The 21,949-nt window shown below is 73.1% G+C and carries 24 protein-coding genes; 11 read left to right on the top strand and 13 right to left on the bottom strand.

All coding sequences use genetic code 11. The features are described from left to right. Positions 1–52: 52 nt before the first annotated feature. Both AC07DS_RS37655 and AC07DS_RS37650 read right to left on the bottom strand, forming a co-directional pair. Positions 53–673, bottom strand: coding sequence for a hypothetical protein (locus AC07DS_RS37655; RefSeq protein WP_479152847.1), 621 nt, complete (start codon positions 671–673; stop codon positions 53–55). A gap of 45 nt (positions 674–718) precedes the next feature. Beyond that, positions 719–1,918: an SMI1/KNR4 family protein gene (locus AC07DS_RS37650; protein ID WP_479152845.1), complete on the bottom strand. Its 1,200-nt coding sequence runs from the start codon at positions 1,916–1,918 to the stop codon at positions 719–721. Between the two features lie 25 nt (positions 1,919–1,943). Here AC07DS_RS37650 and AC07DS_RS37645 point away from each other — a divergent pair, with 25 nt between their 5' ends. The 3 genes from AC07DS_RS37645 to AC07DS_RS37635 all read left to right on the top strand — a co-directional run bounded on the left by AC07DS_RS37645 (position 1,944) and on the right by AC07DS_RS37635 (position 3,446). Then, complete coding sequence (locus AC07DS_RS37645; RefSeq protein ID WP_479152843.1) at positions 1,944–2,171, top strand: hypothetical protein; 228 nt, start codon at positions 1,944–1,946, stop codon at positions 2,169–2,171. Positions 2,172–2,191: 20 nt separating this feature from the next. Further along, complete coding sequence (locus AC07DS_RS37640; protein WP_479152841.1) at positions 2,192–2,695, top strand: molybdenum cofactor biosysynthesis protein; 504 nt, start codon at positions 2,192–2,194, stop codon at positions 2,693–2,695. A 70-nt stretch (positions 2,696–2,765) separates the two neighbouring features. Continuing rightward, a complete protein-coding gene (locus AC07DS_RS37635; RefSeq protein WP_479152839.1) occupies positions 2,766–3,446 on the top strand; it encodes a hypothetical protein in 681 nt (226 codons plus the stop codon). Between the two features lie 69 nt (positions 3,447–3,515). Here the strand turns inward: AC07DS_RS37635 and AC07DS_RS37630 are convergent, their stop codons facing one another. Continuing rightward, positions 3,516–4,673: an FAD-dependent monooxygenase gene (locus AC07DS_RS37630; RefSeq protein WP_479152837.1), complete on the bottom strand. Its 1,158-nt coding sequence runs from the start codon at positions 4,671–4,673 to the stop codon at positions 3,516–3,518. A 95-nt stretch (positions 4,674–4,768) separates the two neighbouring features. On the opposite strand from AC07DS_RS37630, the gene AC07DS_RS37625 reads away from it, so the two are divergent. After that, positions 4,769–5,326 carry a TetR/AcrR family transcriptional regulator gene (locus AC07DS_RS37625; RefSeq protein ID WP_479152835.1) on the top strand — a complete coding sequence of 186 codons (558 nt, stop codon included), beginning with the start codon at positions 4,769–4,771 and terminating at the stop codon, positions 5,324–5,326. A gap of 109 nt (positions 5,327–5,435) precedes the next feature. Here AC07DS_RS37625 and AC07DS_RS37620 read toward each other — a convergent pair whose 3' ends face one another. Both AC07DS_RS37620 and AC07DS_RS37615 read right to left on the bottom strand, forming a co-directional pair. Next, entirely contained in the window at positions 5,436–6,602 is a 1,167-nt protein-coding gene (locus AC07DS_RS37620; RefSeq protein ID WP_479152891.1) for an AI-2E family transporter, read from the bottom strand. A gap of 106 nt (positions 6,603–6,708) precedes the next feature. Beyond that, the gene (locus AC07DS_RS37615) at positions 6,709–7,128 is read right to left on the bottom strand and encodes a DUF2267 domain-containing protein (RefSeq protein WP_479152833.1); all 420 of its coding nucleotides are present in this window, start codon (positions 7,126–7,128) and stop codon (positions 6,709–6,711) included. A 233-nt stretch (positions 7,129–7,361) separates the two neighbouring features. Between AC07DS_RS37615 and AC07DS_RS37610 the strand changes: the two genes are divergently transcribed. The 7 genes from AC07DS_RS37610 (at position 7,362) to hypE (ending at position 15,373) form a co-directional block, all read left to right on the top strand. Next, complete coding sequence (locus AC07DS_RS37610; RefSeq protein ID WP_479152831.1) at positions 7,362–9,089, top strand: enoyl-CoA hydratase-related protein; 1,728 nt, start codon at positions 7,362–7,364, stop codon at positions 9,087–9,089. Continuing rightward, positions 9,086–9,676 (top strand): hydrogenase maturation protease, encoded by a 591-nt coding sequence (locus tag AC07DS_RS37605; RefSeq protein WP_479152829.1) that lies wholly within the window; start codon positions 9,086–9,088, stop codon positions 9,674–9,676. The genes AC07DS_RS37610 and AC07DS_RS37605 overlap by 4 nt, the downstream gene beginning before the upstream one ends. A gap of 61 nt (positions 9,677–9,737) precedes the next feature. Next, positions 9,738–10,463, top strand: a complete 726-nt coding sequence (gene hypB, locus AC07DS_RS37600) for a hydrogenase nickel incorporation protein HypB (RefSeq protein ID WP_479152828.1) — start codon at positions 9,738–9,740, stop codon at positions 10,461–10,463. Continuing rightward, entirely contained in the window at positions 10,460–12,862 is a 2,403-nt protein-coding gene (gene hypF, locus AC07DS_RS37595; RefSeq protein ID WP_479152826.1) for a carbamoyltransferase HypF, read from the top strand. Before hypB ends, hypF begins: the two co-directional genes overlap by 4 nt. 3 nt (positions 12,863–12,865) lie before the next feature. Further along, positions 12,866–13,156, top strand: a complete 291-nt coding sequence (locus tag AC07DS_RS37590; RefSeq protein ID WP_479152824.1) for a HypC/HybG/HupF family hydrogenase formation chaperone — start codon at positions 12,866–12,868, stop codon at positions 13,154–13,156. Continuing rightward, complete coding sequence (gene hypD / locus AC07DS_RS37585) at positions 13,153–14,298, top strand: hydrogenase formation protein HypD (RefSeq protein WP_479152822.1); 1,146 nt, start codon at positions 13,153–13,155, stop codon at positions 14,296–14,298. Before AC07DS_RS37590 ends, hypD begins: the two co-directional genes overlap by 4 nt. Next, positions 14,291–15,373 (top strand): hydrogenase expression/formation protein HypE, encoded by a 1,083-nt coding sequence (gene hypE, locus AC07DS_RS37580; protein ID WP_479152820.1) that lies wholly within the window; start codon positions 14,291–14,293, stop codon positions 15,371–15,373. Before hypD ends, hypE begins: the two co-directional genes overlap by 8 nt. Positions 15,374–15,431: 58 nt before the next feature. Here hypE and hypA read toward each other — a convergent pair whose 3' ends face one another. From hypA to AC07DS_RS37540, 8 genes are all read right to left on the bottom strand, one after another. Next, positions 15,432–15,788 (bottom strand): hydrogenase maturation nickel metallochaperone HypA, encoded by a 357-nt coding sequence (gene hypA / locus AC07DS_RS37575; RefSeq protein WP_479152818.1) that lies wholly within the window; start codon positions 15,786–15,788, stop codon positions 15,432–15,434. A gap of 7 nt (positions 15,789–15,795) precedes the next feature. After that, positions 15,796–15,945: a hypothetical protein gene (locus tag AC07DS_RS37570; RefSeq protein WP_186581817.1), complete on the bottom strand. Its 150-nt coding sequence runs from the start codon at positions 15,943–15,945 to the stop codon at positions 15,796–15,798. A gap of 59 nt (positions 15,946–16,004) precedes the next feature. Beyond that, entirely contained in the window at positions 16,005–16,211 is a 207-nt protein-coding gene (locus AC07DS_RS37565; protein ID WP_479152817.1) for a hypothetical protein, read from the bottom strand. 21 nt (positions 16,212–16,232) lie between these two features. Further along, positions 16,233–16,829 (bottom strand): DUF5947 family protein, encoded by a 597-nt coding sequence (locus AC07DS_RS37560; RefSeq protein WP_479152815.1) that lies wholly within the window; start codon positions 16,827–16,829, stop codon positions 16,233–16,235. Further along, positions 16,826–17,404, bottom strand: coding sequence for a NifU family protein (locus tag AC07DS_RS37555; RefSeq protein ID WP_479152813.1), 579 nt, complete (start codon positions 17,402–17,404; stop codon positions 16,826–16,828). Before AC07DS_RS37555 ends, AC07DS_RS37560 begins: the two co-directional genes overlap by 4 nt. Continuing rightward, the gene (locus AC07DS_RS37550; protein WP_479152811.1) at positions 17,397–19,190 is read right to left on the bottom strand and encodes a nickel-dependent hydrogenase large subunit; all 1,794 of its coding nucleotides are present in this window, start codon (positions 19,188–19,190) and stop codon (positions 17,397–17,399) included. The genes AC07DS_RS37555 and AC07DS_RS37550 overlap by 8 nt, the downstream gene beginning before the upstream one ends. A 76-nt stretch (positions 19,191–19,266) precedes the next feature. Further along, positions 19,267–20,328: an NADH-quinone oxidoreductase subunit B family protein gene (locus AC07DS_RS37545; protein WP_479152809.1), complete on the bottom strand. Its 1,062-nt coding sequence runs from the start codon at positions 20,326–20,328 to the stop codon at positions 19,267–19,269. A gap of 57 nt (positions 20,329–20,385) precedes the next feature. Beyond that, on the bottom strand, positions 20,386–21,942 hold the full coding sequence (locus AC07DS_RS37540) for a hypothetical protein (RefSeq protein WP_479152806.1): 1,557 nt from the start codon (positions 21,940–21,942) through the stop codon (positions 20,386–20,388). Positions 21,943–21,949: the final 7 nt, after the last annotated feature.

Here is a 21,949-nt window from a genome sequence, read left to right as displayed (position 1 = left end):
AGGAGTCGACCGATCCGCTCCGGCCTGGAGGACGGGGGACGCACCGGGCGGGCTACCCGTGCCGCGAGGGCGGCACGGGGCCCGCGAACGGGGGCAGCTGCCGGAAGCGCTCGTCGAGGGTGACCGTCGGCGTGACGCGGTGAAGTGCGGCTCGCACCCGGGTGAGGGGGTGGTCGGGGAAGAGCGTGTCCCACTGCTCGTCGTCGGCGACGTGAGACGGCAGTCCGCCGAACCGACCGCCGGCGGAGTACGGGTGGGGACGGAAGTAGGCCTCGGGCCCCACCTGGGCCATCACCGTGGCCTCGCGCATCCCGGTCATCGCGCCCTCCGCGGCCTGCACCTTCAGGACGGTGCTGCAGCCGCCCTTCGGTACGGTCCACGAGCCGAGGAACACCTGCCCCTGCGGCCCGCCCGGCCGGGGCACCTTCACCAGCTGACGGACCGCCGGGACGCCGTGCACGGTGCCGGTCACCGCCTCGATGAGCCCGCCGCCGGCCCGTGCCACGCCCGCCGCGAGCCCGGTCCGCAGGTGGTCGAACTCGTGCAGCGGGGCGGGCAGATCCGGGACTTGAGGAAAGAAGTGGACCGACAGGACGAGTCCCGCCGCATCCGTCCACACGCCGGGCTCACGCTCGGTGAAGCCGGTCAGATCCAGGCCGGTGATCGGAGTCATGGTGATCATGATGCCGGGTGCGGAGGACCCGCCGGCGGCCGGGGCTCAGTCGTCCTCCTCCTCGTCGAAGGTCTCGAAGTCCGCGAACTCGACCGGGTCGTCGTCCTCGTCCAGGACACACAGGCCGGCCGTGCCGAGCCGCCCGCGCTGCCAGGCCAGCAGCGTGTCGATCAGGCCCTGTTCCAGCGGCGGCCCCTGGTCCGCGTGCCGGGGCCAGAAGACGAGCGGCCAGTCGTCGGGGCGGTCGCCCTCGGTGAGCCAGCCCAGGTAGTCGCCGTCGATGGAGTCGGCGAAAGGCAGGAAACCGCCGGGCGCCGGAAAGGTGGCGAGGGGATACCACTCCGGGTGGCCGGACTTCAGCGACTCGTAGGCCTCGAGCGTCTCGTCCACGAAGGCGGTGAAGCGCGGTGCCGTCGTGCGCAGCGGCTCCGGGAACCGCAGCCAACCGCTCCAGCAGCCGCTGCCGTACGTCTCCATCAGCCGCACGTACTCCCCGGGCAACCGCGTGCCCAACTGCTCGAACAGCCCTTCCCAGGTGCCGTCGCCGAGCCGTGCCTCGGCCGGTGGCGGAGTCAGCAGGCGCAGAGCGTCCAGTCCCGTGCCGGTCTCCAGGGCGACGTGGCGCTCCGCCTCGGTGAGCCGGGGCGGGGCGGGGACGGGCGGGGTCCACGGTCCGGCGGTGGCGAGGAAGGCGGTGCGCGCGAAGGTGCCGGGCAGGGGGCCCATCAACGGTCCCGGTGGGGAGGGGAGTTCCCAGCCGGCGCGGACGGTGTGACGGAGATACTCGGTGAGCGTGAGGTCGTACCGGTGCCAGGGGAGCAGTCCGCTGCCGGGCACGGGCCCCTGGTGGGTGACGACCACGGTCCACTCGTCGGGGTCGTCGGACACCGAGGTGTCCCAGAACAGCGTGTCGGAGCCCCGGCTGCAGCCCCAGGCGAGCAGTCCGTCCGGTTCGGGGTACAGCAACGGCCGCTCGTCCGCCGGGAGTTCACGCGCCTCGATGCGGGCCTCGCGCTGCGTGGCCTGCAGCCACTCACCGTAGTCGAACCTGCCGGGCTGCACGCACGGCACATGGATCCAGAGGAACTCCCCGAAGTCCATCGGTCCGTATCGGTCGGCCAGCCGCTTGTAGTCGGTGGGTAGCCGCTTCCCCAGCCACTTTTCCACGGCCGCCCAGTCGACGGGCACGGGAGCGGGCGTGCGTGCGGCGTCCGGCTCGGCGAACTCGGCCAGGTCCACGGTCACGTGCGTCCTCCGGGGTGATCATCGGATGGGCAGGATTCTGCCACCGGCGCTCACCGTCGGTGGCCACACCCCTGCGGTCGGCCGCTACGCCGGGATCACGGTACGGTCGGCCCGCGCCCCGCACGTCGACTGGACCTCCGGACCCGCCCTCAGCCTGGTCGCCATGGTGGCCGGCCTGCTGACCGCCGGGGCGAGCGGCCGTTTCCTGCTGAAGGCAGACCTCGCCGGCGGCCGGACGGCGGGCAGCGCCTAGCAAGGAATTAGGCTCGGAGCGTGCCCCCTGTGGAAATCGTCCAGCTGCTGGTCTCGCCCGCTCACCGGTTCGAGGGCCGTCCGGGCGACGGCCTGCCCGAGCTGCCGCCCGACGACCTGGTGAAGACCGCCGAAGTCCGCGCGGGGCTGGGCATCGTCGGGGACCGGTACTTCAACCACCCCGCCCACCGCAACGCGTCGGTCACCCTCATGGCCGTGGAACGGCTGCCGCAACAGGGCCCGGGCGAGGCGGGCCTGCTGCGCACACGTCGTAACGTCCTGCTGCGCGGCGTGGACATCGACGCGTACATCGGATCGACGGTGTTCATCGACTGCGGCACCGGACCCGTGGACCTGGAGGTGCGCAGCGCTGCCCGGCCCTGTGCCTGGATGGACACCACGCTGGGGCCCGGAGCGCAGCGGGCGCTGCGCGGCGGCGGGGGAGTGCGCTGCCGGCCGCTGACCGACGGGATCCTGACGGTGGGACCCGCCGTGTTCGGGGTGCGGGAGGCACCGGAGACGTAGGCGAACCAGGCACGGCGGATGAGTACGACGACTCAGGCGTTGCTCTGCGGAGATCATGAAGCCTGAGGGCATGACAAGCCCCTCGCCCGACCACTCGCCGATCGCCCCGCTCCCGTACCCCGCCCGGGCGCCGCAGTCCACACCGCAGCCCGCGCCGCCCCGGCCACGCCGTCGGCTGCTCGTGGGCGCGGTGGCGCTGGTCCTCGTCGCCGCGTGCGCCGTGGCCGCCCTCTGGTGGAGCCAGGGTGGGAAGAACGACCCGCTTGCGGGCCGTCCCCGGGTCACCGACACGCGCGCCGGACTCTCCTACGCCGTGCCGGAGGGCTGGAAGCACGACGCGGCCAAGGACAAGGACCTGATCGACGCCTTCTCCTCGACGATGAGCAGGACGTCCGGCGCGGCGTCCTCGGGCGGCGGCACCGTACTGGCCGGGCGGGCCGGGCAGGCCGTACCGCGCGACGGGCTGCGCCGGGCGGCCGAGAGCGCAGCCCGCTCCAACGCCGAGTTCTTCTACCCCGACCGGCCGGTCGCCCTGGAGGAGTCGCACCCGACCGAGGTGGACGGCCGGCCCGCCCACACGGCCGTCCTGCGGATCCGCAACGGCCAGGACGGCCTCGCCCGTCTGGAGATGACCCTGGTGACCGTCGACGGGGCACGCACCGCCTTCCTCCTCGGGGTCACCACGGACGAGTCCGACACACAGACCACGGCGGACATCCACGCGGTCGTCGCCGACGCCACCGTCGGCTGACGGCACCGACCGGCCGCTGTCCGCCGGGCGACGGCCCGGTGTGACCTGGTGTCCTGCGGCGCGGAGGCCTCACCCCAGGTTCGGCGGTGTCCAGTCGGCGTGGCGCAGGATGGCCCGGACCGTCACCCGGGACGGGGCGAGTCGCAGGGCCGTGTTGCGCAGGGCGACGGCCGCGGGACGGGACAGCTGCTGGCCCATCCGGCCGGCCTGCCGGGCCGCGCGGGCGACCGACTGTGCGCGGGGCCGGCGCTCGGCGTCGTACCGGGCCAGTGCCGCTGCGACCGTGGGCGCGTCGGCCAGCGCCGCGGCCAGTGTGACGGCGTCCTCCAGGGCCTGGCAGGCGCCCTGGCCGAGGTGCGGGGTCATGGCGTGGGCCGCGTCGCCGAGGAACGCGATGCGGTCCGCGACGAACGCCGGCAGGGGTGTCACCAGCTCGTGGATGTCGTGGTGCAGCACGGCCTCGGGCCGGGTCGCATCCAGGAGCGCCGGTATCGGTTCGTGCCAGCCGCGGAAGCGGTCGCGCAGCATGCCGAGCGGGTCCGTATGACGCACTCCGGGCGGGGAGTTGAGCACCGCGTGCCACTCGGCGCGCCCGTCGGCGAAGGCGATGTGGCCGAACTCCGTTCCCTGTCCCCAGGTCAGCTCGAAGTCGCTGCTCAACTCCACCGGGAGCGCGGTGACGGCGCGCAGGACCGTCGACCCGCTGTGGGCGGGGCCGGGATGGTCCGGGAACACCTGACCGCGCAGTCGGCTGCCCACGCCGTCCGCCGCGACGACCAGGTCCGCTTCCAGGACACCCGCTTCGGTCGGCACTCCGATCCGGTCGGCCGCCGAGCGGTCGAGCGAGGGCACGGTGACGCCCGTGCGCAGGCACTCCGGCGGTAGTGCCGCGCGCAGCAGGCGGTGCAGGGTGGCACGTGGGATGCCGACGATCGGCGTGCCCAGCTCGCGCGCGAGCGCCGCTCCGTCCATGCGTGCCAGCAGGCCGCCCGAGGGAGTGCGGGTGCCCCCGCTGTACTGCGGCCGGCCCGCCGCGCGCACCGCCGCGCCGACGCCGAGGGCGTCCAGTGCGCGCAGTCCGTTGGCGTGCAGGGAAATGCCCGCACCCGCGTCGGCCGGGGTGACGGCACGTTCGAGGACCGTCACCGCCCAGCCGATCCGGCGCAGGCCGATCGCCGCCGACAGCCCCCCGATCCCGCCGCCGACCACCACCGCGGTACCGCCCATGCCGGTCCCCTCCCCGTGCGCAGGTCTTCTACAGATGTAGAAGGAGGGTACTCGGGCCTTCTACGGCTGTAGAGGCGGGGGTGTAGAAAGAGGGGGTGTCCACCGATCGACGTACCCTGCTCGCCGACGCGGCCATCGGCGTGCTCGCCGGCGCCGGCATGCGCGGACTGACGCACCGCGCCGTGGACCGCGCGGCGAACCTGCCGCCCGGCACCACCTCCGCCTACTACCGCACCCGCCAGGCGCTGCTCACCGCTCTGGTCCGACGCCTGGTGGCACTCGACCAGGCCGAGCTGCAGGAGATCGGGAGCAGGACACCGGCGATCCGCGATGCCGCCGAAGTGACGGCGGGCCTCCTGGCCTTCACCGCGCTGCGGCTCGCCGGGGAGGGGCGGCGGCGGTCCCTCGCACGGTACGCGTGCGCCATCGAGAGCGTGCACCAGCCCGAGCTGCGCGAGATCCTCGTGCCCCGCGAGAACACGGCGCGCCAGGCCTTGGAGGACTTCCTGGCCGGGCAAGGCGTGGCGGATGCCGCAGAACGTACGGTCACCCTGCTGAACTGCGTGGACGGGCTGGTCTTCGACCGGCTGGTGAACGGTGGGACCGTGACCGGGCCGGAGATCCACGGCCTCGTGGCGGCGGCCCTGCGCTGAGCCGTACGACGACCACGACGCGGGCTCACGCGCTCCGGCCCGTGAGCGGCCGTCTCCCTCGCGGACGGCGGGATTCCTCAGGGCCGGAGGGGAGTTGTCGTGCCCGTGGTCAGGGCGGCACCGCCCGCACCGCGCGCAGTACCGCCCAGACGACCGAGATGAGCGGGACGGCGACGACGGCTCCGATCACCCCCGCGACGATGCTGCCCGCGATGACGGACACGGCGACGACGAGCGGGTGCAGCCGGACCGCCCAGCTCATCACCAGCGGGTGCAGCACATGCCCTTCGAGCTGGCCGATGACGACGATGAGCACGAGCACCGCCGCGGCCGTCAGCGGCCCGCGCCCGGCGAGGGCGACGATCGTGGCCACGCCGAGCGCGACCGGCGAGCCCACCAGGGGCACGAACGCGGCGAAGAACTCGAGCAGCGTCAGCGGCAGCGCGAGCGGCACCCGCAGCACGAACAGCGCGATGCCGACGAGCACGGCGTTGGTGGCCGCCACGATGATGATCCCGCGCGTGTACCCGGCGAAGGTCCGCCAGGCGGCGCTCCCCGCCCGGTCCCAGGCCGGCCGGGCGGTGCCGGGCAGCAGCTGGTCGCGCGCCCAGCGCCACATGCGCTCGCCGGAATGCATGAAGAAGGCGGAGGCGAACAGCGCGAGCGCGGCACCCGTGACCACCTCGACCACCCTGCCCAGCCCCGACAGGGCGCTGCTGAGCAGGCTGGCCCGGTGCGCGGAGACGTAGTCGGTCACCTGGCGCTGCAGATCGGAGAACCGGCCGGGGCTGAGCCGGAACGGCGGACGCTGGAGCCACAGTTCGATGCGGTGGATGCCGCCCCGGAACTCGCCGGTCAGCCTGGCCGACTCGCCCGCCACCGCGTTGCCCACGAGCGCCAGCAGGCCGAGCAGGATGAGCAGGCTGCCGACGAGTGCGAGGGCGACGCTCACCGGCCTCGACAGGACGCGGTCGAGGAAATCGACGATGGGGCGCAGCACCGAGGTGACGACGAGGGCGAGAAACAGGGCGACGGCGATGAGCTGGAAGCGGCCGAGGATGGTGAAGACGCCGTAGACGACGATGCCGACGAGGATGAGGCGCCAGGCGTAGGCCGCGGCGATCCGCAGCCATGGCACCGTGCGCCCGCCGGCCGGGCCGTCCGGCTCGGACCGGGCGATTGCCGGGAGTCGCACGGAGTGCGCCGGCCGGCTGCCGAGTACCACCGCACCGGAGCGACGTCCGCCGCCCGTCCGCCGACCCGCACCGCCCACCAGGCCTCCCGCCTCCTCCTCGCACCCGCATCCCGGCTGCCGGGCACATTCAGAGAACGGTAAGGGCTGGCCGGACCAGGGGGCGGCGCAACGCGCGGTAACGAGGACTTCACAACCCGTGGGCGCGCTCCACGGGCAGCAGCTCCCTGATGTCCGCCGGCAGGGCCCCCGCGATCCGCTCGGTCAGCTCCGGAGCCAGAGCGGCGTCCAGCACTTCCAGCACGGCCGCGGCGTCGCGCAGGGCCGTGTCCTCGTCGGTGCCGGCCCGGTCGGCGATCCGTCCGGCGAAGACGGGCAGCCCGAACCGCTCACCCGCGGTGCCCGAGTCGGCTCCGCCCGACGTGTCCGCCGCCAGCCGCATGTCGGCCGCCAGGTCCGGCGGCAGCTGAGCGGCCACATGGCGGGCGAGCCCGGACGGCAGCCGTTCCGAGAGCGTGCTCACCACGGCGTGCGTCGCCCGCTCTGCCGTCCCCCGGTCGGGCAGCTGGGCGAGCGCCTGCACCTTTCCGATGATCTCGTCGTGATGCATGAGGCCGGTTCCTTCCTCACGCCATGGGATCACTTCCAGCGTGGGGGCGGGCCCGTCGGGAGCCCGGCCCGTCCTTCCATCGTGCCGCCGGGGCACGGCCCGCGCATCCGCGCCCGCGCAGCCCCGGGACCGCACCGAACACGATCCGGATGGAGGAAGTGGCCCCGCCGCGGCGAACGAAACGCCGCAGGGGTTCTTCACGGCTCCCCCGAGAGGGACGAACATGCCGTGTCATGGACATTTTGCTCGTGGCCAGCGCGTTCAACAGCCTCTCCCAGCGGCTGTACGCCGAACTCTCCGACCTGGGACACCGCGTGGACGTCGTACTCGCCACGCACGGCGTGGACCCGGTCCGTGCCGCCGTACAAGAACTGCGCCCGGACCTGGTCGTCGCGCCGATGCTGAAGACGGCCCTGCCGGAGGACGTCTGGCGGGAGCGGACCTGCCTCATCGTGCATCCGGGGCCGCCCGGCGACCGCGGCCCGTCCGCGCTGGACTGGGCCATCGCCGACGGGGCGCCACGCTGGGGCGTGACAGTGCTCCAGGCCGAGGGGGCCATGGACGCCGGGGACATCTGGGCCGCGGAGCCGTTCCCCGTGCCGTCCGTCGGCAAGAGCGACCTGTACCGCAACGAGGCCTCCGACGCCGCCGTGGACGCCGTCCTGCTCGCCGTACGCAGGTTCGCCGACGCCTCGTTCAAACCGCGCCCGCAGACCGGCGACCCCGACACCTCCCAGGCCCCCGTGCACGTCGTGTGGCGCGACTCCTTCCGGCAGGAGCGGCGGCGGATCGACTGGGCGCACGACAGCACCGAGACCGTGCTGCGCAAGCTCCGCGGCGCCGACTCGCAGCCCGGCGTCCTGGACGAACTCCTCGGCCACGAGGTGTTCCTGCACGGCGGGCACCCCGAGGACCGGCTGCGCGGCCGCCCCGGCGAACTCCTCGCGACCCGGGCGGGCGCGGTCTGCCGGGCCACCCGGGACGGCGCCGTGTGGATCCCGGAACTGCGCCCGCGCAAGAACTCGGGCGACCCGGCGCCCTTCCGCCGCCCCGCCGCCTCCGTGCTCGCCTCGCTCACCGGCACGCTCGAACTCCCGGAGGCCACCGTTCCGGTCGAACTGTCCCCGCGCCGCCGCACCTGGACCGACATCCGCTACCGGCAGCGCGGCGAGGTCGGCTTCCTCGGCTTCTCCTTCCCGGGCGGAGCGATGAGCACCGACCAGTGCCGCAGACTGCTCGCGGCCTACCGGTACGCGCAGGCCCGCCCCACCTCCGTCCTGGTGCTCGGCGGCGCCCGCGACTTCTTCTCCAACGGCATCCACCTGAACGTCATCGAGGCCTCCGCAGACCCGGCCGAGGAGTCCTGGACCAACCTCACCGCCATGGACGACCTCGTGGAGGCCGTGCTGCGCACCACCGACCGGCTGGTGGTGGCCGCGCTCGCCGGCAACGCGGCCGCCGGCGGCGCCATGCTCGCCCTCGCCGCCGACCAGGTCTGGTGCCGTACCGGTACCGTCCTCAACCCGCACTACCGGCGGATGGGCCTGTACGGATCCGAGTTCTGGACGTACTCGCTGCCGCGCCGTGCCGGGGCCGACACCGCCCACCGGCTGACCGAGGAGGCCCTGCCGCTGAGCGCCGCGTCGGCCGCACGGCTCGGACTGGCGGACCGGCTCGTGCCCACCGGGCCGGGGGAGTTCGCCGCCGAGGTCGAGCGACTGGCCGCCGCCCTCGCAGCGGCCCCGGACCTCGGGCGGCGCATCGCCGCCAAGGCCGCGGCACGCCACGCGGACGAGCAGGTACGGCCGCTCGCGGACCACCGGCGGGACGAACTCGCCCGGATGTACGCCATCTTCTTCGACCCCACGGCCCCGTACCACGCCCTGCGCTCGGCCTTCGTCCGCAAGCAGCCCACCGGCGACGCCCGCCCCCTGGCACCGGCCGTCGGAGCCGTCAGGTGAGCCCCGCACGGTCTCCGCTGCTCGTCGCGGGCGTCGGCAACATCTTCCTCGGCGACGACGCGTTCGGCCCCGAGGTCATCCGCGCCCTCGACCGGCGCCCGCTGCCGCCCGAGGCGCAGGTGCGGGACTTCGGCATCCGCGGCATGGACCTCGCCTACGCGCTGCTGGACGGCTGCGCCACCGCCGTCCTGGTCGACGCAGCCCCGCGCGGACACAGCCCCGGCACCCTCACCCTGGTCGAGGCGGAACCGCCCGACGACGACGCGGTGCCCGAGGCGCACGGCATGGACCCGCAGAAGGTGCTGGCCCTGGCCGCACACCTGGGCGACGAGCCGCTGCCCAGGGTCCTCGTCCTGGCCTGCGAGCCCGGTGTCCTGCCGAGCGGCGACGAGGACGTCCTGCCCGGGATCAGCGCACCTGTGCGGGAGGCGGTCGACCGGGCCGTGGACGCGCTGCACATTCTGGTCCCCGTACTGCTGGCCGACCCCGCCGCCCCCGCACCGCCGTTGGGCCGCACGATGGAATCCGGGCCCCCGCACGCGGCTGCGCTGCCCGGACTCGGGGCCGACGGAGCCGAAGATCGGTGAGACCCCGGGCCGTACCTGACACGGCCGGGGCTTTGCCGCACGACTCCGAGGAGCTGCGCCCATGTGCCGGTCCGACGTCAAGCAGGCCGTCCTGGCGAAGAACGACGACCTGGCCGCGAGCCTGCGCGACGATCTGACGCGACAGGGCGTCGCGGTGGTCAACCTGCTGTCCAGCCCGGGCAGCGGCAAGACCGAACTCCTCGGGCGGATCCTGGCCCGAGCGGTGGAGCGCGGCGTTCCGGTCGCCGCGCTCACCGCCGACCTCGCGACCGAGAACGACGCCGTCCGGCTGGCGCGTTCGGGCGCCCCCGTCCAGCAGCTGCTCACCGACGGACTGTGCCATCTGGAGGCCCGGCAGGTACGCGGGCGCCTGGAAGGCTGGCTGCCGGCGGACACTGCGGTGCTCTTCGTGGAGAACGTCGGCAACCTCGTCTGCCCGGCCTCGTACGACCTCGGCGAGACCCTGCGGATCGTCCTCATGGCGGTGACCGAGGGCGAGGACAAACCGTTGAAGTACCCGACCGCGTTCGGCTCGGCCCACCTGGTCGTCGTCACCAAGACCGACCTGGCCGAGCCGGCCGGCTTCGACGAGATGACCTTCCGGGCGAACGTCCAGCGGGTCAACCCGGGGGTGGAGATCGTACGGTCGTGCGCGCGCACCGGCGACGGCGTCGACACGCTGCTGGCCCACACCCTCGCCGCCCGGCACGGCGCCCCGCCGCACCGGCCTCCGCTCGCCCCGCATCCCCACGGTCACCACCACGCCGCCTCCGCCCCCGTCTCGTGACCGCACCCGTCTCCGGCCCGGTCCGCCGCCGGATCACCGTGCGCGGCACGGTGCAGGGCGTCGGCTTCCGGCCGTACGTGCACCGGCTGGCCGCCGACCTGGAGCTGGCCGGGTTCGTCAGCAACACCGCGAACGGCGTGCTGATCGAGGTCGAGGGCCCGATGGGCGAAGTGGGCCGGTTCTTCGACCGGTTGACCGAGCAGCCGCCCCCGCTGGCGGCCGTGACGGGCGTCGGCTTCGAGGACGTCCCCGCCACCGGCACCACCGGCCCGTTCACCATCCGCCCCACCGAACAGTCGGCGGGCCGCACCCAGCTCCCGCCCGACACCGCGACCTGCGCCGACTGCCTGCGCGAGCTGGCCGCCCCGGCCGACCGCCGCCACCGCCACCCCTTCATCACCTGCACCCATTGCGGCCCCCGCTTCACCATCGCCACGGGGATGCCGTACGACCGCGCGGCCACCACCATGGCCCGGTTCCCGATGTGCCCCTCCTGCGCCCGGGAGTACGGCGCCCCCGACGACCGGCGCTTCCACGCCCAGCCCGTCGCCTGCCCCGACTGCGGCCCGCGGCTCCGCCTGATCCCCGCCGACGGCACCGGCGTCCGCCCGGCCCGCGACGCGGACGCCCTGGCCACGGCACGGGCGCTGCTGGCCGCGGGCCGGATCGTCGCCGTGAAGGGCGTCGGCGGCTACCACCTGGCCTGCGACGCCACCGACGCACGCGCCGTCGCCACCCTGCGCACCCGCAAGGAACGCGGCGGCAAGGCCTTCGCCGTGATGTGCGCCGACCTCGGGACGGCGGAACACGTCGCGGCCCTCTCCGACGCCGAACGCGCCGCACTCACCAGCGCCCGGCGCCCCATCGTCCTGCTGCGCAGACGCACCCCCACGGACGGGCTCCGCCTCGCCGACCAGGTCTGCCCGGGCAGCCCGCACGTGGGCGTGATGCTGCCCTACACCCCCGTGCACACCCTGCTGTTCGGGCTGCCCGGCGATCCCCCCGGCCCCCGGGTACTGGTCATGACCAGCGGCAACCGTTCCGGCGAGCCCATCGTCACCGACGATGCCGAGGCGCTGACCCGGCTGGCCGGACTCGCCGACGCCTGGCTCGCCCACGACCGGCCCATCGCCTCCCCGTGCGACGACTCCCTGCTGCGGGTGCGCCCCGACGGCACCGAACAGGTGCTCCGGCGCTCCCGCGGCTACGTCCCCCGCCCGCTGCGCCTCCCGCTCCCGGTCCGTCCCACGCTCGCGGTCGGCGGCGACCTGAAGAACGCGCCCTGCCTGGGTGAGGGGGACCTCGCCTGGTTCGGGCCGCACATCGGCGACATGGGCGACCTGGCCACCCTCGAAGCGGCCGAGAGGGCCGAACTGCACCTCGGCCGCCTCACGGGAGTGACCCCCGCACTGGTGGCCGCCGACCGGCACCCCCGTTATCACTCGACGGGCTGGGCACGGACACGATCGGCCCGACTCGGACTCCGGTCACCGACGCTGGTCCAGCATCACCACGCCCACATCGCCTCGGCGATGGCCGAACACGGCCTCGACGGCACCACCCCCGTCATCGGCGTCGCCTTCGACGGCACCGGGTACGGCGACGACGGCACCGTGTGGGGCGGCGAGGTGCTGCTCGCCGACTACACCGGCTACCGGCGCTTCGCCCACCTCGCCCCGGCCCCGCTGCCCGGTGGGGACGCGGGCGTCGCCAACCCCTGCCGGCTGGCGCTGGCCCGGCTGTGGGCGGCGGGTCTGCCGTGGGAGCGGGACCTGCCGAGTGTCGCCGCGTGCTCCGAGACCGAACGCGCCGTGCTGCGCCAGCAGTTGGAACGCCAGGTGGCATGTGTGCCCACGTCCGGCATGGGCCGCCTCTTCGATGCCGTGTCGTCTCTGGTCGGCGTGTGCCAGCGCGCCGGGTACGAGGCGCAGGCCGCGCTGGAACTGGAGGCCGCGGCGACGGAGGCGTGGCAGGCGGACACCGGGGCGTACCGCTTCGGTTTCCGGACGCTGCCGCCACTCCACGAAGTCCCGTCCGTCCGGCCTCTCGGCGCACTGACCCGGGCGGGCAGATGGGAGATCGCACCCCCGCTGCAGGCCGTCCTCGCCGACCTGCGGCGCGGCACCCCCACCCCCGTTCTCGCGGCCCGCTTCCACCGGGGCGTGGCCCGGGCCGTCACGGAGATCTGCCGGCGGGCCCGCGGAACGACCGGCCTGACCACGGTCGCCCTCACCGGAGGCGTCTTCGCCAACGCCCTGCTGGAGGAGGAGTGTGCCGCCCTGCTGGCCGCGGACCGGTTCACGGTCCTCCGGCACCGCGAAGTACCCCCGAACGACGGCGGGTTGGCACTCGGTCAGCTCATGGTCGCGGGAACAGCAACCAACCACGAGACGGAGTGACCCATGTGTCTGGCAGTGCCCGGCAAGGTCGTGGCCATCGACGACGGCGCCGACCCGCTCACCGGGCTGATCGACTTCGGCGGAGTGCAGAAGCAGGCGTGCCTCGAGTACCTGCCCGATGTGCGGGTCGGGGAGTACGTCATCGTCCACGTCGGGTTCGCCCTGCAGCGCCTGGACGAGGAGTCGGCCCGGGCGTCCCTGGAGCTGTTCGAGCAACTCGGACTGCTGGAAGAGGAGTTCGGCGACGCCTGGGAGCAGGCGGCCCGGCAGGAGAGCGGGAGCGAGGTCCAGTGAAGTACATCGACGAGTTCAACGACCCCGATCTGGCACGCCGGTTGCTCGACGAGATCCGGGCCTCGGTCACCCGCCCCTGGGCGCTGATGGAGGTCTGCGGTGGCCAGACCCATTCCATCATCCGGCACGGCATCGACCAACTCCTGCCGGAGGAAGTGGAGTTGATCCACGGTCCGGGCTGCCCGGTGTGCGTCACACCTCTCGACGTGATCGACAAGGCACTGGAGATCGCCTCCCAGCGGGACGTGATCTTCTGCTCGTTCGGCGACATGCTGCGGGTGCCCGGCACCGACCGGGACCTGTTCCGGGTCAAGGGCGAGGGCGGTGACGTACGGGTGGTGTACTCGCCGCTCGACGCTCTCGAACTCGCCCGCAGGAACCCGGACCGGCAGGTCGTCTTCTTCGCGATCGGCTTCGAGACCACCGCCCCCGCCAACGCCATGGCCGTGCACCAGGCCCGCCGCCAGGGCGTGGACAACTTCAGCCTGCTGGTGTCCCACGTCCGGGTCCCCCCGGCGATCGACGCCATCATGTCGGCGCCCGCCTGCCGGGTGCAGGGCTTCCTCGCCGCCGGGCACGTGTGCAGCGTGATGGGCACCGCCGAGTACCCGGACCTGGCCGAGAAGCACCGCGTCCCGCTCGTCGTCACCGGCTTCGAACCGCTCGACATCCTCGAGGGCATCCGCCGCGCCGTCCACCAGCTGGAGCGCGGTGAGCACCGGGTGGAGAACGCCTACCCCAGGGCCGTACGCGAGCAGGGCAACCCGGCGGCGCTGCGCATGATCGAGGAGGTGTTCGAGGTCACCGACCGCAACTGGCGCGGCATCGGGCCGATCCCGGTCAGCGGCTGGCGACTGACCGACGCCTTCCGGGCCTACGACGCCGAGCACCGCTTCGACGTCGCGGGCATCCGCACCGAGGAGCCCGCCGCGTGCCGGGCCGGCGAGGTGCTGCAGGGCCTGATCAAGCCGACCGAGTGCGCCGCGTTCGGCACGACCTGCACCCCGCGCACCCCGCTCGGCGCCACCATGGTCTCGAGCGAGGGCGCCTGCGCCGCCTACTACCTGTACCGCCGGATGACCGACGCCCCGGCACGGCAGGGATCCCGCATCCCGCAGGAGGAGATGAACCCCGTTGGCTGACCTCGCCACCGAAGCGGCCGAAGCGGCCGTCGACCCCGCGAACTGGACCTGCCCCGCACCCCTGCGCGACCAGCCGGTCGTGGTCATGGGCCACGGCGGAGGCGGCGCGCTGTCCGCCGAGCTGATCGAGCAGGTCTTCGCCCCCGCGTACGGCAACCCCACCCTGGCCGCCCTCACCGACTCGGCCGTCCTGGACCTGGGCGGCGCCCGGCTGGCCTTCTCCACCGACTCCTACGTCGTACGGCCGCTGTTCTTCCCCGGCGGCTGCCTGGGCGACCTCGCGGTCAACGGCACCGTCAACGACCTGGCCATGAGCGGCGCCCGCCCCGCCTACCTCTCCACCGCCTTCGTCCTGGAGGAGGGCGTGGAACTGTCCGTCGTCGGCCGGATCGCCGGCGCCATCGGGGCGGCGGCCGAGGCGGCGGGCGTCACCGTCGCCACCGGCGACACCAAGGTGGTCGAGTCCGGGCACGGCGACGGCGTGTATGTCACCACCGCCGGCATCGGCCTCGTCCCTGACGGCGTCGACATCCGCCCGCAGCGCGCCCGGCCCGGCGACGCCGTCATCGTCAGCGGCCCCATCGGCCTGCACGGCGTGGCCATCATGAGTGTGCGGGAGGGGCTGGAGTTCGGGGTCGAGATCGCCTCCGACACCGCGCCGCTGGCCGGCCTGGTGGCGGCCATGCTGGCGGTCACCCGGGACATCCACGTGCTGCGCGACCCCACCCGGGGCGGGCTCGGCGCCTCGCTCAACGAGATCGCCCGCGCCTCCGGCACCGGCGTACGGCTGCGGGAGCGGGCCATTCCGGTCCCGGACGAGGTCGCGAACGCCTGCGGCTTCCTCGGCCTGGACCCGCTCTACGTCGCCAACGAGGGCCGGCTCGTCGCCTTCGTGCCCCGGGAGGAGGCCGAGGCCGTGCTCGCGGCGATGCGTGCCCATCCACAGGGCACCGGCGCGACCCTCATCGGGGAGTGCGTCGAGCAGCATCCCGGCATGGTCGTCGTGGCCACCGGACTCGGCGGCACCCGGGTGGTGGACCTGCCGTTGGGGGAGCAACTGCCCCGCATCTGCTGAGCAGGCCGGACAGCGGTCGGCCCCGCCGGAGCCCGGGCTCCGGCGGGGCCGACGGCCGTCAGGGCCGGGCCGTGGCCGCCTCGACGTCCGTGATCTCCAGTTCCCTGCCGCTGCGCAGGTCCTGCGAGGGCCGGTCGCAGCGCGGGCACCAGAAGAACGGCGGCATGCCCAGCGCGAACTCCTCCGCGCACTCGCCGCACCAGGCCCGCGCCGTCACCTGCTCGACCACCAGCCGGGCCGCGGCGAGGGCCGTACCGTCGCGGGCCACCTCGAAGGCGAAGTGGAGCGCGTCCGGCACCACACCGGCCAGCTCGCCGACCCGGACGGTCACCGACGAGACGTCGTCGGTGCCGTCCGCCCGGGCGATCTCCTCGGCCTGCTCCACGATCGCCGTGGCGATCGACAGCTCGTGCACGGCCGGATCAGGGGTAGCGGCGGTTCGCGCGGACGCCACCGGTCATCCGGTAGATCCGCAGCTCACGCACCACACCGGGCAGCTCCTTCACGAACAGGGCCAGTGCCAGACCGCCCACCAGAGCGGCCTGCGCGAGCAGTACCTGACGTCCGGACACAGCCGACCTCGCTTTCTTCGCCGTTCGGCAGCGTTTGTTCACGCTCTCTCCCTGCTCTCTCATCCCGGTGAGATGTTCGGCATCACGTCCAGCAGGGCGTCATGCCGCTTCGAGTGGATCCCGGTGGAGCGGCGCGCGTCGGCGGTGCCGTCCTCGTGGTGTCCGCTCTGGTGCTGGTAGGGGCCCCGGTTGCCCTGGTGCAGGCCCGGCACATGGCTGGGCGTGTCGGGCCTTGCCTGGGGGCGGCCCACTCTGATGCTGCCCATGTCTGTTCTCCTTCCAGGTCCTCACGAACGCTCGGTGAGCTCCGCGAAGAACCGCTCCACGGCCGGCCAGACCCCGTCGCCACCGGACAGGCCCCGCCACTCGCGGCGGACGAGGGCGACCATCCGGAAGCAGTCGTCGACCGGCACGATCCAGTGCTCGTCGAGGCCCCGCACGGTGTTCATCAGCAGTGCCTCCACGTCGGGTGCCATGGAAGCGAGCTGCGGAAACGTGGCGGTCAGCCGCTGCCAGGCCGCCGTGTCCACCTCCCAGCGCATGGCCCCGGCCGGGCTCGGCCCCTGCGCGGTGACCGTGCCGTCGGAGCGCGGCACGAAGAACACCAGGCCCACCGGCACGCCCAGCACGGCCGTGTCGACCGGCGGCAGCCGCAGCCGGCGCCGGGGCACCAGCCGGTAGTGCCCCTCGCCCGCCCCGTCCCCGGCGAACAGCACCGAACACGGGCCGCACACGCACTGCACCTCGGCGGCCTCGGTGTCGTACAGGTGGGGGTGCGCGTCGGCCACCGGGGCGGCACACAGCTCGCACACCTCGGCCTCGGCGGTCGCCGTGCGGCCGGCCGCCGAGCGGATGACGCGGGCCAGCGCCCCGTCCGTGATCACCGTGTCTCCTGCGGCTGCTGCGCGGTCCGGCGCGTCAGCGTCGTCAGGGGTACGAAGGCCGGGGCCGCCCGCCGCTCGTCGGCGACCGGCTCCACCGCCTCCAGCTCGGGGGCGGCGGCCAGTACCGCCGCGCGGACGGCCGCGGTGACGTCGGCCGACCCGCTGCCGCACCCGGAACCGCAGCCGCCGCCGGTGCCGGTGCTCACCCGCACCCGGGCCACCCGCCCCTCCACACCGGCCCACTCCAGGTCGCCGCCGCGCTCGCGCACCGCGGGCCGCAGCCGTTCGACCGCGCGGGCGGCCCGTGCGTCGGCGGACTCGGGGTGGATCGCGTGCAGCACCAACAGGTGCCCCACCAGCTCGTCGTCGGCCAGCAGTCCGCGCAGATGCTCGTCCGCGTGGTCCAGGACCCGGGCGAGCGCCTCGCCGTAGACCTCGGTCAGCAGCGTGACCGACTCCAGCGCCTCACGGGCGGCCGGGCCGGGCACGGACTCCAGCCCGGCCAGCACCTCGTCGAGCCGGGCGAGCCGCGCCTCCACCGCCGGATCCGGGAGCCGTACGGCGGGATCAGGCATGTCCGGCTCCGTACGTGGGCGAGTGCACCGTCGACAGCGTCTTGCCCTTGCCCATGTACATGTGCACCCCGCAGGGCAGACACGGGTCGAAGCTGCGCACCGTGCGCATGATGTCGACGCCCTTGAAGTCGTCGGGCCCGTTCTCCTCGAAGATCGGCTGGCCCTGGACGGCGTCCTCGTACGGACCCGGGGTGCCGTACATGTCGCGCGGGCTGGCGTTCCACGGGGTCGGCGGGTACGGGTGGTAGTTGGCGATCTTCTTGTCGCGGATCACCAGGTGGTGGGAGAGGACACCGCGCACGGCCTCGTGGAAGCCGCAGCCGATCGCCTCGTCGGGCACCTCGAAGTTCTCGAACACCTTGGAGTCGCCGTCGCGGAGCATGCCCATCGCCTCCTCCAGGAACTGCAGGGCCATGGCGGCGGCGTAGGCGACGAAGTACGGCCGGGCACGGTCCCTCTCGATGGTGTTGCTCCACTTGGGGATGTGCCACTCGAGCGTGGTCTCCGGCAGCGTCTCGCCCTTGGGCAGCGAGATGCGCACGCTGCTGCCGGTGGCCTTCACGTACGGAGTGTCGACCAGGCCGCTCAGCGCGGTCGTCCACAGCCGGGCGAGGGGCCCGCCGCCGGTGTCGAGGGCGAGGTGCTCGCCGGTCCCCGAGTGGTGCCAGCGCGGGCTCATCACCCAGCTGTACTTGCCGTCGAAGTCCCGCTTCTGCGGCACCGGCACGGTGGTCTGGTTCCACGGGTGACGCATGTCGACGGGGTTGCCGAGCGGGTCGTGGGTGACGAACGGCTGCTCGTTGACCCAGTCCTCGTAGAAGGAGCTGCCGAGCATGATCCGCAGGCCGAGGTTGATGTCGACCAGGTTGTTGGTGACCAGTTCGCCGTCGACGACGATGCCGGGGGTGACGTACATCGCCTTGCCCCACTCGTTCATCGTCGCGTAGCGGTAGTCGACGACGTCCGGGTTCTGCCAGGCGCCCCAGCAGCCGAGCAGGATGCGGCGCTTGCCGACCTCCTCGTAGCCGGGCAGCGCCTCGTAGAAGAAGTCGAAGACGTCGTCGTTCATCGCCACGGCCTTCTTGACGAAGTCGATGACGCGCATGAGCCGGCTGAGGTAGTCGGTGAAGGTGTTGGGCTGCGGCATCGTGCCGACCCCACCCGGGTACAGCGTCGACGGGTGGACGTGCCGCCCCTCCATGAGGCAGAACATCTCCCGGGTGACCCGGCTGACCTTCAGCGCCTCCTTGTAGACCTCGCCCTCGAAGGGGTTGAAGGCCCGCATGATGTCGGCGATGGTCCTGAAGCCGTGGACGTCCCCGCGGGGCGCGTTCGTGCGCTCGGCACGGGCCAGCACAGCGGGGTTGGTGGCCTTGACCATCGCCTCGCAGAAGTCCACGAACACCAGGTTGTCCTGGAAGATCGTGTGGTCGAACATGTACTCGGCCGCTTCGCCGAGGTTGGTGATGTGCTCGGCCAGCTTCGGGGGTTTGACGCCGTAGGCCATCTGCTGGGCGTAGTTGGAGCAGGTGGTGTGGTTGTCGCCGCAGATGCCGCAGATGCGTGAGGTGATGAAGCCGGCGTCGCGCGGGTCCTTGCCCTTCATGAACACCGAGTAGCCGCGGAACAGCGACGAAGTGCTGTGGCATTCCACGACTTCCCGGTTTGCGAAGTCGATCTTCGTGTAGATGCCCAGGTTGCCGATGATCCGGGTGATGGGATCCCAGGACATGTCCACGATCTGCTCGGGTTTGCGTTTGGTGGACCGGGAATGGGTGGTCGTCATCTGCGGCACTGCCCCTTGCTGTTCGGATGCGGCTGGTCGGAGGCGGGATGCGGGACGAGCGGCGTCGTGGCCGGCGTCACGGGCGGTAGCGCGGGTCGTAACCGCTGGTCAGCTTCTGCTTGTTGTGACGCCACTTGGGCTCGTGGTTCACCATGTCGTTGGTCAGGCCGCGCAGGCGGCGGATGACGGCGCCGTAGGGCTTGATGACGAGGGAGGACAGAGTGCCTCCCGGGGGCTCGTCCATGAACGGCATGAAGGCGTCCGGGAAGCCGGGCATCGTGCACCCGATGCAGATCCCGCCGACGTTCGGGCAGCCGCCGATCCCGGACATCCAGCCCCGCTTGGGCACGTTGCAGTTGACCACCGGCCCCCAGCAGCCCGTCTTCACCAGGCACTTGGGCGAGTTGTAGTCGAGGCCGAAATCGCCCTGCTCGTAGTACGAGCCACGGTCACAGCCCTCGTGCACGGTCCTCCCGAACAGCCACTGCGGACGCAGCATGTGGTCGAGCGGGGGCGGGGGAGCGGCACCGGCCGCGTGCTGGAGCACCCAGATCAGGGTCTCCATGAAGTTCTCGGGCTGGATGGGACAGCCGGGCACGTTGACGATCGGAAGCCCGGCCTGCGACTTGAACTCCCAGCCCAGATAGTCCGCGAGGCCCATGCAGCCGGTGGGGTTGCCGGCCATGGCGTGGATGCCGCCGAAGGTCGCACAGGTGCCGGCGGCCACCACCGCCCAGGCCTTGGGCGCCAGCTGGTCGATCCACCAGTTCAGCGGCAGCGGCTGGCCGGTCTCCGGGTCGTTGCCGAAGGACGTCCAGTAGCCGTCGCCCTCGATGATGTTCTGGTTCGGGATCGAGCCCTCGATGACGAGGATGAACGGGGCCAGGTCGCCGCGCGCCGCCGCCCGGTAGGGGGCGAGGAAGTCCTCGCCGCCCAGGCTCGGCGAGAGCACCTTGTTGACCAGGTTGACCTTCGGCAGGCCCGGGATGAGGCCGAGCACCACGTCCTCGAGGGAGGGCTGGTCGGCGGCCGTCAGGGAGACGGTGTCGCCGTCGCAGCTCATGCCCTCGGAGATCCAGAGGATATGGATCTCGTCGATCGCTTCGCGCTCCTGGGGGGCACTGGTCTGGGTGGTCATGTCGTCCGCCTTTGCTGCGGTCGGTCGGGGAGTCGGTGAGCGGCGTGCGCCGGCAGGTCAGGGGTGTCCATCGAGCCGTCCCTCCTCCGGCCCGTCGGCCGGACATCGGGGCCGCGGGGACTGCGGCCGGGGTGGGTGGAGAGGGTCGGCGGGACCCGGCGCGGGCGCGCCGGCGAGCGGTTCGACCTCGTCGGGCCGGAAGTAGTGGAAACGGCCGTACCAGCCGTGCAGTTCGGCCGCGGGATCGTCGTCGACGGTCACCGCGAGGTGCACGCTGCCGTCCACGTCGTGGAAGACGGCAGCCACCTGCGCGGTCCGCCCGTCCAGGAACATGTCCTGGGCGTCGGCGCCCCGGCCGCGCGGCCGCAGCCGCACCCGGCTGCCACCGGCGACGGGTACGCCGTCCACGAGCACCGTGTCGGTCGTCGGGGACAGCCCCTGGTCGGCGCCCTCCTGCCACCATGCGGGCCGTTCGGCCGGGTCCTCGGCGACGGCGGCGGGTGTGACCGGAGTGAGTGAGCGGATGGCGCCGTGCAGCCGGGCGAAGACCTCCTGGGGCATGTTGTCGACACGGTCCAGGATCTGCGCGGCCCGTGGGTCGGTGGCCCGCGCCTCGGCCTTCTCCTCGTCCGTCAGGAGCATGGTGCGCAGCGTCAGGATCTCGTCGATCTCCGCCGCGTCGTGCAGGTCGCCCGGGCTCTCCGGCGCCACCTGCGGACGGTCCGGGAGGATGATCGGGGAGGACAGGACGACCCGACCGACCGGTCCCGTCTCCTGCGGTTCGCCGCCCAGGACAGGAAAGGTGAACGCGTTGCGGCAGTCGCGCACGGGGGCCTGCAGCTCCGCGGGCGGATCGATGAGCGAGACGAACTCCATGCCCTCGCCGCCGAGCAGGGTGTGCGCGGCGAGCAGCGCATGCCGCAGCGCATCGCCCCGGGCGGCCCGGACGTCCGGTGCGCGCCCGGTGTTCTCGGTGCGCACCCGCAGCCGGCACACGTCGTCGGTGACCCGCTCGGCCACGACCGTCGTGCGGGCCCGGACCTGTTCGCGTCGCCGCACGACGCGCCCGGCACCCCCGGGCAGCGGCTCCGTCCGCTCACCGGGCGGCGCCCCGGCCTCGGCGCGGCACTCGCCGCGCAGCAGATCGGCGAGCGGCCACTCGAAACCGACCTCGTGCGGCACCGCCTCGTCGAAGGTGAGATGGGCCGTGCCGTCGTCGGTCCGCAGCGACTCGACCGGGCGGTACTGCCCGTCCGTACCGGCCGCTTGCACCTGCTTGTGCTGCATCTGGAGATACCGCACCCGCACCCGTACGACCGCTCCGGGCTGCCGCACACGCACCAGGCACTCGGTCTGCTGGTACCAGGAGTCCGCGGAACCGGAGAGACCCGGGGTGAGGGGCCCGTCCGCCTCCACCCAGTCCCGGGGCAACAGCACCCCGAACTGCCAGCGGACGCGGTTCTTGGCCGAGGAACGGCGGTACGGGTAGAGCAGATAGCCCTCGTAGAGGACGGCATCGGCGACCGCGCTCACCTGCGCGAAGGCGTCGCCGGACGGGTCGTTGCCCGTCACGGCGGTACACGCCACGCCACTCACGCCGCCCGTCCCGGCCATTCCGCCT

The organism is Streptomyces sp. NPDC044064 (genome assembly GCF_056434245.1).
Note: the sequence above shows the minus strand (reverse complement) of the source record. Positions and strands in the feature narration are given on the sequence as shown.